At 35.6% G+C, this 11,873-nt stretch carries 9 protein-coding genes; 3 read left to right on the top strand and 6 right to left on the bottom strand.

What is annotated here, in order from left to right:
- Positions 1-23: 23 nt before the first annotated feature.
- The gene (locus NMK93_RS17750) at positions 24-1,472 is read right to left on the bottom strand and encodes a glyceraldehyde-3-phosphate dehydrogenase (RefSeq protein ID WP_254528885.1); all 1,449 of its coding nucleotides are present in this window, start codon (positions 1,470-1,472) and stop codon (positions 24-26) included.
- 431 nt (positions 1,473-1,903) lie between these two features.
- Between NMK93_RS17750 and NMK93_RS17745 the strand changes: the two genes are divergently transcribed.
- A complete protein-coding gene (locus NMK93_RS17745; RefSeq protein ID WP_254528887.1) occupies positions 1,904-4,369 on the top strand; it encodes a glutaminase family protein in 2,466 nt (821 codons plus the stop codon).
- Between the two features lie 60 nt (positions 4,370-4,429).
- Here the strand turns inward: NMK93_RS17745 and hemW are convergent, their stop codons facing one another.
- Positions 4,430-5,557: a radical SAM family heme chaperone HemW gene (gene hemW, locus NMK93_RS17740; RefSeq protein WP_254528889.1), complete on the bottom strand. Its 1,128-nt coding sequence runs from the start codon at positions 5,555-5,557 to the stop codon at positions 4,430-4,432.
- A 546-nt stretch (positions 5,558-6,103) separates the two neighbouring features.
- On the bottom strand, positions 6,104-6,481 hold the full coding sequence (locus tag NMK93_RS17735; RefSeq protein ID WP_254528891.1) for a (deoxy)nucleoside triphosphate pyrophosphohydrolase: 378 nt from the start codon (positions 6,479-6,481) through the stop codon (positions 6,104-6,106).
- Between the two features lie 318 nt (positions 6,482-6,799).
- Here NMK93_RS17735 and NMK93_RS17730 point away from each other — a divergent pair, with 318 nt between their 5' ends.
- A complete protein-coding gene (locus NMK93_RS17730) occupies positions 6,800-7,888 on the top strand; it encodes an ImmA/IrrE family metallo-endopeptidase (RefSeq protein WP_254528892.1) in 1,089 nt (362 codons plus the stop codon).
- Here NMK93_RS17730 and NMK93_RS17725 read toward each other — a convergent pair.
- From NMK93_RS17725 to NMK93_RS17715, 3 genes are all read right to left on the bottom strand, one after another.
- The gene (locus NMK93_RS17725) at positions 7,878-8,810 is read right to left on the bottom strand and encodes a hypothetical protein (RefSeq protein ID WP_254528893.1); all 933 of its coding nucleotides are present in this window, start codon (positions 8,808-8,810) and stop codon (positions 7,878-7,880) included. The genes NMK93_RS17730 and NMK93_RS17725 overlap by 11 nt on opposite strands.
- Positions 8,807-9,775, bottom strand: coding sequence for a thymidylate synthase (locus tag NMK93_RS17720; RefSeq protein WP_254529107.1), 969 nt, complete (start codon positions 9,773-9,775; stop codon positions 8,807-8,809). Before NMK93_RS17720 ends, NMK93_RS17725 begins: the two co-directional genes overlap by 4 nt.
- 235 nt (positions 9,776-10,010) lie before the next feature.
- Positions 10,011-10,496, bottom strand: coding sequence for an antitoxin Xre/MbcA/ParS toxin-binding domain-containing protein (locus NMK93_RS17715; protein ID WP_254528894.1), 486 nt, complete (start codon positions 10,494-10,496; stop codon positions 10,011-10,013).
- A 240-nt stretch (positions 10,497-10,736) separates the two neighbouring features.
- Here NMK93_RS17715 and NMK93_RS17710 point away from each other — a divergent pair, with 240 nt between their 5' ends.
- Entirely contained in the window at positions 10,737-11,825 is a 1,089-nt protein-coding gene (locus tag NMK93_RS17710) for a hypothetical protein (protein ID WP_254528895.1), read from the top strand.
- Positions 11,826-11,873 lie beyond the last annotated feature (48 nt).

Raw genomic sequence — 11,873 nt, 5'->3', positions numbered from 1 at the left:
GATCCAATTGCCCCTTTCGTGGATTAATAATAAGTATATCTCCTTACACCAGCGATATGTCTTGCCAATCGCATGACTTGGTGAGAATAACCATATTCATTATCATACCATACATAGATAATAGCTGTTTTTCCATCTTCCGAAACGATGTTAGCAGGAGCGTCGATAACTGAAGCTGCTGAAGTTCCGATGATATCTGAAGAAACGAGTTCTGAATTGTTGGTATAGCTTATCTGTTCAACCAGGTCGCCATCTAATGCTGCCTTTTTCAGGAGGTCATTCAATTCGGTCAAGGTTGTTTTGTTTTTTAATTCTAAGTTGAGGATTGCCAATGATCCATTTGGTACCGGAACGCGGATGGCATTGGAAGTTAGTTTTCCAGCCAAGGAAGGCAATACTTTTGCCACTGCTGAGCCAGCACCGGTTTCTGTGATCACCATGTTCAAGGCAGCTGCACGGCCCCTTCTAGATTTCTTGTGCATATTATCGACCAAGTTTTGGTCATTGGTATAGGAGTGGATGGTCTCAATATGACCCTTGCTGATTCCCAATTCCCTTTCTAAAACGGCCAATACCGGTGAGATAGCATTGGTCGTACAAGATGCTGCTGAGAACAGTTGGTCTTTCTTAGGGTCTGCATCCAATTCATTTACCCCGTAAACAATATTAGGTACACCCTTACCAGGTGCAGTCAAAAGCACCATGGATGCGCCTTTTGAAGTCAGATGTCTTGAAAGTTCTTTATCATCCCTGAAAGCTCCTGTATTATCAATAACCAATGCATCCTGTATACCATATTTTCCATAGTCAATATCTTCATGGTTTTTTGCTGAGATAATATATACAGGAATTCCGTTGATGATCAAGGCTCCATTTTCAGCATCAACAGCTACTTCGCCATCAAAGTTTCCATGAATGGAATCTTGTCTTAATAGGGAGGCCCTTTTCTCAAGCGTTTTTTCATTTACCTCATCTCTGGTTACAATGGCTCTCAATCTCAATTGTCTGCCAGCTCCAGCTTTGCTGATCAGTTCACGGGCAAGCAATCTTCCAATCCTTCCGAAACCATAAAGTACGACATCCTTTGGTTGGAAAGGTAAATGTTGATTGGCAGGTTCCAATTCCTTGCGGACAAACTCTTTGATGTCAGCCTCTTGGATTCCCTGTTTACGGATGTTGAGTGCCAATTTTCCGATATCTAACCTAGAAGGATTAAGATCTAGGGCATAGATAGCTTCGGCAACCTTTAGGGTTTCCATAATATTCAATTCTACACCGGCATACTCTTTTGTTTCTTGGTGTAAATTCAGAATAAAGCTGACCCTACGGTCGATCAATTGGTTTCTGAAGAGCACGAGTTCAATGGATTGGTTGAACCATAGGTCGCTTATGATTTGGATAAGCTTAACGCATGCATTTTGGTTTGATTTGTAACTTTTGATCTGGTCCTCAAAAGTAGAATTGTGTATCATAATTATTGATTGAAAGAAATTTGACGCAAACTTAGAGCTTTTGTATTGCTTAAAAAATAAAAATTGAAAATATGGCAATTTTAAGCTACTTAAGCTTCGTGCTTTTTGTAATTTTTTAAAAATGACAACGTCTTATTGTTAATATGACAACTTTGTTCCCGTAGCTGCTAAACGCTTTTTGCTTATTTTATTTATTATTATGCTTTTGGGAAGAAATAATTATTAATCTAGGTTTATTACACATTTTAATGAATTGTAAAGAATTCCTTACAGAAGTTGCTTAAAACGTTTTAGTTACTATCTTTAAGCTAATCGATAAGAGATAATAAACCTTTAATCCAGAATTTTATTTTCATCAAGAGTACCAAGAATTCAATGAATTGATCTTTTGGACTTCCGATACATTTTATAAAAGATTTTAGACGGCACCTATGATTAATAAAGCAAATGTCCTTGGGGTTTTTATGTTGTTGCTGGCACACTTGCTGCCAGCACAACATATCAAAAATGATTTGAGAGCCCCCGCTTTTCCATTGATTACCCTAGACCCAAATACGAGCGCATGGTCTTATACCAATAATCTATATGATTCCAATCCATCCCATTGGTCAGATAAGAACCTGCCTTTTATGGGGGTATTAAAGGTGGATGGGAAATTTTATCGTTTTATGGGGGCAGAGGATGTAGAGATGCTGACGGTCATTCCAAATGGTGAAGATAAGGCTTGGGAAGGGAAGTACTCAACGACAGAGCCTGCAAAAAATTGGTTTGCCATGGATTTTGATGCCGCTAAATGGCAGACTGGAAAAGGTGCTTTTGGAACAACTGAAAATGAATCGCTGAGCAAGACCAATTGGACCACAGACAAGATCTGGGTTCGAAGGGATATTGAACTTGGGGAAGACCTGAACAACAAAAACGTGTTTCTGGAATATTCGCATGACGATGATGTTAAGATTTATGTGAATGGAATAGAAGTGGTCAATCATGGTGGAACTGGAAAGAATAAACGTGTCAAATTATCGGAGGAGGTAATCAAGACCTTGAAGAAAGGTAAGAATAGCATTGCTGCCTATTGTTTCAATGGTGGTGCAAATGGATTTTTGGATTTTGGATTGTTGGTTGAGCGTAGTGATAAGGCTTTCTTTGCTAATACGGCAAAGCAGATTTCTGTAGATGTACAGCCTATGCAGACGGTATATACCTTCCAATGTGGCGATGTGGAACTGAATGTGACTTTTACGGCTCCGGTATTTTTGGATAATCTGGAATTATTGTCTAGGCCGATCAACTATTTGAGCTATGAAATCAAATCTCCACAAGCCAAAGACGTTGAGCTGTATTTTGAAGCCTCTCCAAATTGGGCACTTAACCTTCCGACACAAGAGTCTGTTTCAAGTACCTTTCAAAAAAATGGAATTACTTACCTAAAGACAGGTTCTACGGCACAAAAGATTTTGGGTAGGACCGGAGACCATGTGAAAAACGATTGGGGATACTTCTATTTGGCCAGTGAAAGTGCCGGAACTACGGCAAAGGTAGGTTCTAGTACGGCCTTGCGTTCTGCATTTGCATTAGGTAATGCCAACGATGCAGACCAAAAGGGCGGAGTAAAGCAATTGGCTCTGACCAAGAAATTAAAAGTTAACGGTACGTCGAAAGGCAAAATAGCCATTGGTTATGACGATGTATATGCCATTCAATACTTCAAAACCAACCTTAGACCTTATTGGAACCGCAAAGAAAACAGCAGCATTGAGAAACAGTTTGAAATCGCCTTTAAGGAGTATGGCCAATTGATGGCTGCGAGCAAGAAGTTTGATGATAAATTCATGCAGGAATATCAGCCTTATGGAAAAGAATATGCAGAGCTATGTGCTTTGGCCTATAGGCAATCCATTGCTGCCCATAAACTGGTTGAAGCTCCAAATGGCGACCTCCTTTGGTTGTCTAAAGAAAACGACAGTAATGGTTCAATCGGAACGGTGGACATTACCTATCCTTCATCGCCCCTGTTCTTGATCTATAATCCTGAACTGGCAAAGGGCTTGGCGAACTTTATCTTTTACTATTCAGAGTCTGGAAAATGGCAGAAGCCATTCCCTTCGCATGATATCGGTACTTATCCTGTTGGAAACGGACAGACCTATGGTGGGGATATGCCGATCGAAGAGGGTGGAAATATGTTGATCCTGACTTATGCCATTGCAAGGGCAGAGGGAAATGCTGACTATGCGAATAAGCATTGGAACACATTGACCACTTGGGCAGATTATTTGGTCGAGAAAGGTCTGGACCCGGAGAACCAGCTCTGTACAGATGATTTCGCTGGACATTTTGCCCATAATGCGAACCTCTCTGTCAAGGCTATCATGGGAATTGCATCCTATGGTTATTTAGCGAAGATGTTGGGCCTAGATGAAGTTGGTACTAAATATATTGCGAAAGCTAAGCAAATGGCGAAAGAGTGGGAAGAGATGGCAAAGGATGGCGATCATTACAAGCTTACTTTTGATAAATCTGGAACCTGGAGCCAGAAGTACAACATGGTTTGGGACAAGATCTTTGATATGGGGATTTTTGATCCGAAGATCAGGGAGACGGAGATCAAATACTACTTGACCAAGCAGAATAAATACGGGCTTCCTTTGGACAGCCGTGAGGCCTATACCAAGACGGATTGGATTTTTTGGACAGCTACCATGGCGGATAAACATGAGGACTTCCTGAAGTTCCTAAAGCCTGTTTATCTGTTTATGAACGAGTCAACTACACGGGTGCCGATGTCGGACTGGATTTGGACGGATCGTCCTGAACGTAGAGGATTTAAGGCAAGAGCGGTTGTAGGCGGGTATTATATCAAACGTTTTGAGGATTTGATTAAAAAAGGAAATTAAGATCAGGTTATATATTAGGTTAATTAGAGAGGGGGGATGCGAAGGCATCCTCCTTTGTTGTTAATCGACGATAAATAATTCGGCTGCAATCTGATCTGCCAGTAATTTTCCGGATGGGCTTAAACTGATGATGCCTTCTTCTGAGATCATTACTTCTTGGTTGTGAACATATTCCTCTATGTTTTTAAGGATGCTGCTCAGGTAATCGTTGCCAAATTCCTTTTCCACGTAGTTTTTGTCGATTCCCCATTTGGTCCTTAATGAGGTCATGACATATTCATTGAAGCGATCGTTCTTGCTCAGTTGCTCCGTTTCCAGCGGTAGTTCTTTAGCTAGGATTCCTTTGATGTACAGGGCATTGTTGGCAATGTTCCAAGATCTGGAAGTTCCGTTGAAGGAATGTGCTGAAGGACCAATGCCTAGGTAGGGTTTCCCTTTCCAGTAATTGCTGTTGTGACGGGCGTAACGATCTGGTTTGGCAAAATTGGAGATTTCGTAATGTTCGTATCCTGAGGAAGTCAGCGTATCGATGAGCATGAGCATCTGTTCGGCACTCTGTTCTTCGTTGAGTGCTGGAGTTTTCCCTTTGTTGATAAGATGTGCCAATGCGGTTTTCTTTTCCACCGTCATGGAATAGGAGGAGATATGTGGGACTTCCAGTTCAATCAGTGATTGCATATTAGATTTCCATTTGCTATTGGTCAATAAGGGGTAACCATAGATCAGGTCGCAGGTAATGTTTTCAAAACCGGCATCCTGCACGCGCATGATCGATGATTTGGCTTCTTCGGAATTATGGGCACGGTTCATCCATTTGAGGTCTTCCTCAAAAAAGGACTGTATGCCAATGCTGAAGCGGTTGATCTCGGTGTTGCGGAGTTCCTGTACTTTCTTTTTATCCAGGTCGTCAGGGTTTGCTTCCAGGGTGATCTCTGCATCGGAACTGATTTCAAAATATTTGGCGACTTGGCCGATTAGGGCGTCGATTTCCTTTGCTTGGAGGATGGAAGGTGTTCCGCCACCAAAATATAGGGATTCTACTTTTTTGTTCTCGAGGTAGGCGGCACGGAGTTCAATTTCCTGATGCATTGCTTGGAGCAGGTCTTCCTTGTACTTTAGGGAAGTGCTAAAGTGGAAGTCGCAGTAGTGACAAGCTTGTTTGCAAAATGGAATGTGGAAGTAGAACATGGAGTGCTTTTGGGGAGTAAAGGTAAGGAAATGAACTCAAGTATCTAGATGGATATTTGAGAATGATCGATTAAAGTTCTTGGGATTAAATAAAAATTTTTGATGGTTAGACTGATTCTTTACAATTGAATTTTGGGAATATTCTAAAAGAAGAAGAGCAAAATATTAAAAAAGGTAATAAGTTTTTTTTTAATCAAAAAATCACATACAAATTATCAATTGGGAATTGTAATTGCAGCATTGAAGGAGAATTTTGTAAAGAGTTAAAACAAACACTAAATGAATAAAAGGAAGTTCCTCGGAATATTAAGCAACTATAATAACATATTAATGTCATGATACCTAATTCAAAAATTGAGGTTGATTGTGGTGAATTGAAGCAATATGTTGAAATTATTTTTAAACACCTGCTGAAATATCTAATCAGTTAAAGAAGGCTTTAGAGAAATTTTTCATAATTGTTATTAATTGCTGTTTTTAGGCTTACCATTAATATCCTCAAGTATTTCAATTTATTTTGCATACTTGGCAATACCTTTCAGTTAATTATTTATCTAAAAAATTTAAAATTATTGGGATATCTGCATCAGCTAAATCATACTGCAAGATTTCATTTTTGTTGCACCACTTATAAGCAAGATGATCATTAAGAATAATTCTTCCAGATTTAATATAACAAACAAATGGATGAAGCGTAATTTCTGCGAAAGAGTATTTATGGAAATGTGAAGGAAGTTTTTCAACTATATCTAATTCTATACATAACTCTTCTCTTATTTCTCTTAATAGGCAATCTTCCAGTGTTTCATTTATCTCTTGCTTGCCCCCTGGGAATTCCCATTTAAGAGGAAGAGATTTTTCAGAGTTTCTTTGGCAGATAAGAATTCTAGATTCTTTTATTATTATTCCACATGCAACATTCATACTCAAATATATAATATATATAAAACAATCTTTATATTTGTGATGTTAACCATTATTATAAATTGTATATATCATTTGAATCAGAAGATATTCGAAATATATGTGAAAATGAGGATGAAGCACTTTCTCTTTTTGAATACAATGTTGTTGAATCTTTAAAGTCTAGATTAAGTGAAATAGTTGCTTTAGATAATCTAGACGACTATGTTTTTTCTAATCGAAAGAGTGAAAGGTTTTTTATTAAATTATCGAAAGATTTATATCTTATTCTCGAATTATTAGAAGTAAATAGGGTGAAAATCCTTAATATCGAAAAAAATGAGTTTTAATCCTAATTGGGTTTCTATACCAGGTGATACAATTAAAAGTATTTTAGAATTTAAAGGTTCTAATATTATTGAATTTTCTGAAAAAATTAATAAACCAAGTTCTTTTATTGAAAATTTAATCAAAGGCTATGTTAGTATAGACAATGAATTAGCTGAAGCTTTATCAGAGCAATTAGGATTTGATAAAGAATTTTGGCTTAAAAGGGAAGAAAATTATAGAACTAAGTTAGTAGAACTCGAAAAAGAGTGGATATCGAATTTACCAATAAGGAGCATGCAAAAGCTTGGTCTATTACCTTTAGTAAATAAAGATAAAATTGTAAACTCTTGTTTACATTTTTTTGGTGTTAATACCTTAGATGAATGGAATAAGAATTATCGCAATCAAATATCACAATTTGCATTCAGAAAATCCCCCACTTTTAAGACTAGTCCATATTCGATTTCAGTATGGTTTAGACAAGCTGAAAATTTTATAAAAAAGATTAAGGTCGGCAATTGGGACAAAGTAATATTTGAATCAAAATTATCCGAGATTAAGCTCTTAACAAGAGAGAAAAAACCTATAGTTTTCATTCCTCAATTGATTAAGTTATGTGCCGAATGCGGTGTATATGTAGCTATTGTTAGAGGTTTGGAAGGAAACCCAGCAAGCGGAGCTACAAAATTTATTAACGGAAATCCTTTAATTATATTAAGTTTTCGATATTTAACAGATGACCATTTTTGGTTTACATTTTTTCATGAAGCAGGACATCTTATCTTACACGGAGAGAAAAAGCTTTGGTTAGAATTAGATTCAAATATAAATGAAAATGAGGAATATGAGGCTAATCTTTTTGCTCAGGCATGTTTAATCCCTCATGAGTTAGAAAACAGATTGCAATATATTTCACGTAATAAGAGAAGTATAATAAAAATTTCAATGGACGCTCAAATATCTCCTGGAATATTAATTGGTCAGTTACAACATAGAGGTTTTATATCAAAATCGTATATGAATGGCTACAAAAGATACTATACAAAAGATAGTATTAATGAAGCCATCCATAAAGTTCAAGAAATATTTAACCATTAAAAGGAATATAGTTTTGAGGTGATTTCTGCCAATTACAAACCGCATCTTCCATTATCTGCATTGTAAATTTAAGCCCCAAGTCATTCTCTAAATGATCGCCTAAATCTTTTAAGAAATCATCTAAGTCTTTCGGAGTTGTATTACCTGAAGTGTTAAATAATAATTTTGTGCCCTTCAAAGGCCCTGTAGAACAATTAATATACGGTGACTTTGGTTCACATTCAAAAATTCCTACTTTACCTAGCATGGTTATGAAGTCAAAGCAAGCCAATCGCCCAAATCCGATAATATTTTTACTTGCTTCCTTATATAGGTATTCAAAAAGTAAATATCTGTCATTTAATATTGCTAGGGGGATTCTCGCTAGAAAATCATTAAAGTTATCTCCTACCCAATTGATAAAGCTTTCAATAGTATCCCCTGTTCCGTTTGGTGAATAAGAATTTAAGGACTGATATTTTCGATGATTAGAAAATTTACCTGAATTCTTTAGATTAATTTGATTGTTATTCATCCAAAATTTACATTCTGTAATATCAGCCTCAACCTCTAGATAATTAAATATATCGGCCGAATTATTTTTACTATAAAAACATTTTAGAAGACCATATTTTGTAATGTTGTGTTTTCCAAAATGAGTAAACAAGAAAATTAGCCAAAATGCTTCTAATTTATTTCCCTCTTGATTATATAATATTGAAGCTCTAATAGGATCAAAGATATTTGATGTAGGATCTTTTCGAATTTGAGAAATTGGTCTAGATTTTATTGTTTCAATAAACTTGACTCTTGATATACTATCAATTAATTGGGAGATAAACGAATTTTCATTTGCAGGTGTATTAATTCCAGGCAAATCGGTTGTCAATTGATATTCATCTAATGAATCTTTTATTTTATTATATAAACCTGGTCTTTTCATAATGCTAATATTTTTTCTTCAATATACCTTTGATAATAATCATTGCTAAACCTTTTATTAATATTTAGTAATAACGCTTTTTTTTCCTCAGGAGGAATTGATTTTTTTGTAATATTAAAAGCTTGAAGGACTCTCAATATATCTTTCCAATATTGAGGTATTGTTCTACTTTCAAAAGAATAGTCGCCGTTTCTAATTTTTTTTTCATTTTCCAAAAGTTCTTTAATATTTGAATCAATATTTTCACTTGGCATTATAGGCATTTCAATTATCGATGATTGCAAACCTTCGTTTAAATATTTATTTGCTTCTTCTATTTTATCTTCATATAAATGAAGAGATGCAGTATAATGATAGTAATTCCCAAGTTCAATTTGAAGTTTTCTTGACATAATTTCTTGTAGAAATGTAAAACAAAAGATATCATGAGAAAGACCATATAAAACATCGTTTGATCTCATATTAACATACATATTTAGCTTTTTATCTCTAATGAGAAATTGGACAGAATTTGTACAAGGTAAATCATTTGTAACCTTGAATAAATCCTCACTATGCAGTATTTGAATTACTGCATGCTTAGTGTCTGGTTTTTCACTTAATTTTATAAAACAATTTTGGAACTGATTTTTATAGTTCGATGAACCAAAAATTCGAGGGCCATATCCACCATATAAACTAATTCCATCATCACTAAACTCTATATATTTGTTGATATAATATTTAATAAATTCTAATTCATTATTTCCATTAAGATACCATAATAATTCCCCCAAGGGAGAAAAGGATTTACCCCTGTTTTTTGATAAACTTATTCGGGCAAGTGGGTTTTTAAGGATTATTAAACTTGGGCTTATTTCAAAGTTTGGCCCTTTTGAGGAGTTTTGTACATATATGCCATTCTTCAAGATGGATTTTATACTACTATATAATATATCATCAATTGTTTTAGATTCAAATATCATCACATATTAAATAATTGGTTAATTAGGTGTTAGATTCCAAATATATACAAAAATATAGTCGTGTAGTCACGAATCGGATACTTTTCAAACTTTCTTTAATACCTTATAACCCAAATGTCAAAAAACAAAATGGAATCTATGTTTTTTATTTGTAACTTTTTATATGTAAATGTCTGATTTTTAGGCGAAATAAACATTCTGGGGGTAAAGGTAAGGAAATAAGGATAAACAGAAATTAGCAATACACATTGTACTTAACCCTAGTAATTTCATTTTCGACGAGGATAAAACCTAATGAGCTATCTAAGAAATCAAATGGTTTTTTGTTTCCTAAGGGTTTTGAATGGGTAAAAAGCCAATTTTTAAATTTTTCGGGACTATCAAATACCTCATATCCCAATCCAAATAAGTGGGATATCTCATAGATTCTTTCTGAGGTTTCTTGATTGAAGATGTTTTTATTTTGCATTTTTCTTTTGGAGTTTGGTAATATTTTTTCAAAATCCTTTTCATCAGCTTCTATATACATAATAAAATCTTTCCATTCCTTTTTAGTTACTCCTGTTCGGATCTTTTCAATTATAGCTAATTGCTCTGCAGGTGAATCTTTCAGCTTTCTAACTAACCAAGTGGAAGAAAGTTTTGTATTTGTTGCTGTTGGAAAAGAAGTGGTCTCTTTTATTATGCTTTCGTGAGGTTGGACTTTGTTTTTTGAACTCATAATGTTTGGGAAATCTGCCTTATGCTAATTGTGTTTAATTATCGACAAGTTGTTCATTACTAGTGATAAATCTAATGATTTTCTATTAAGTAATTGATTGTTATTTCCACATAGCAAAGAGCATACATGTAGGTTACTCTATCCCTCTGCTATACCTAAATTATATAATTCAGACATCCCAAAGTTTTGTTGCGGTTTTCGTATTCTGTTATTTCGGTTATTCATTTTAGGAAATAAAACATGAACAAGAGATTTTACCTATTCATATTATTCTGCTTTGCGGCGGTGCTGACAAGCCTTTTTTCTTGTAAGAAAGATTCAAACAATCCCGAATCGGAAACAGAGGATCCGGGTTTTGAGGAATATGCAGGAACGGAGGTTTTTATTGCCGGTGACCTAAAAACCCATATCCCCGTTTTATGGAAGAATGGAAAACCTAAGCTGATTCTTGATAATGGGAATTCGGGGATGGCTCATCATATTATGGGTTATGGGAATGACCTCTATATTGCTGGGATGACCCAAGAATTTACAGATGCAAATCCTTCAAACTTTAGGTCAGCAATGTATTGGAAAAATGAGGAGAAGGTCATTATCGATAAGGTAAATGATACTGAGTTAAAACAGATACATAGAGCAGACAATGGGGATATTTATGTATACGGATATAGGTACGGCGTGGATCCGACTTGGGATACCATCTGGAAAAATGGGGAGATCTATAAATTGGAACCTGCAGGGATACGCTGGACGATAAGTAATATGCTGACTATAGGCAATGATTTTTATGTGGCGGGGAACATACAAGAAAAAGGGAGCTCGCATGCCGTAGTATGGAAGAACGGTAAGATTTTTAAACATTATCCAAATAAATCCTCTATTGAAATCGGGACTAATGGGACAGATTTGTTCAATTACGTTTATTTTACGGAGGATCCGCAAACCAAGACGAAAAGCTATAAGGTTTATAAAAACTCCAGCTTGTTTTATAGTATTAACCTAACGGATACGGAATGGAAATTTGCATCAAACAGGGTCATATTCCAAGAGGGGGATAACAGCTATGTGGCTTGGGCAATTAGTTCGAAGAACATTACAGGGCTGAATGATGTACGGGTTTGGAAGAATGGGAAGCCACTGGATATTAAAATTAAAGATGTCTTCATTCCCACCGCTTTGTTTGTGAAAGGGAATGATGTCTATTTGGCTACCCTAAAAGAAGATGAGGCCTTTGACCTAAAGCCTGAGTTATTTAAGAACAATCAGTTGATGCCAATGGATTTTGGGGGCAATAATAGGGCGAGATTTAATTCCATCTACGTAAAATAGTGAAATTATGAACTTAGGTTCATTTTAACTGATTGTAGGACCGGTTAA

Source organism: Sphingobacterium sp. LZ7M1 (assembly GCF_024296865.1).
Lineage (GTDB): Bacteria > Bacteroidota > Bacteroidia > Sphingobacteriales > Sphingobacteriaceae > Sphingobacterium.
The sequence above is the reverse complement of the archived record's forward strand: the minus strand, read 5'-3'. Positions and strand labels throughout refer to the sequence as shown.

Bases quoted from the DNA above. Each gene is read 5' to 3' on its own strand.
- NMK93_RS17735 (WP_254528891.1), bottom strand. From the start codon at position 6,481: ATGAATGTTGCATGTGGAATAATAATAAAAGAATCTAGAATTCTTATC.
- NMK93_RS17730 (WP_254528892.1), top strand. From the start codon at position 6,800: ATGAGTTTTAATCCTAATTGGGTTTCTATACCAGGTGATACAATTAAA.
- NMK93_RS17750 (WP_254528885.1), bottom strand. From the start codon at position 1,472: ATGATACACAATTCTACTTTTGAGGACCAGATCAAAAGTTACAAATCA.
- NMK93_RS17725 (WP_254528893.1), bottom strand. From the start codon at position 8,810: ATGAAAAGACCAGGTTTATATAATAAAATAAAAGATTCATTAGATGAA.
- hemW (WP_254528889.1), bottom strand. From the start codon at position 5,557: ATGTTCTACTTCCACATTCCATTTTGCAAACAAGCTTGTCACTACTGC.
- NMK93_RS17720 (WP_254529107.1), bottom strand. From the start codon at position 9,775: ATGATATTTGAATCTAAAACAATTGATGATATATTATATAGTAGTATA.
- NMK93_RS17715 (WP_254528894.1), bottom strand. From the start codon at position 10,496: ATGAGTTCAAAAAACAAAGTCCAACCTCACGAAAGCATAATAAAAGAG.
- NMK93_RS17745 (WP_254528887.1), top strand. From the start codon at position 1,904: ATGATTAATAAAGCAAATGTCCTTGGGGTTTTTATGTTGTTGCTGGCA.
- NMK93_RS17710 (WP_254528895.1), top strand. From the start codon at position 10,737: ATGAACAAGAGATTTTACCTATTCATATTATTCTGCTTTGCGGCGGTG.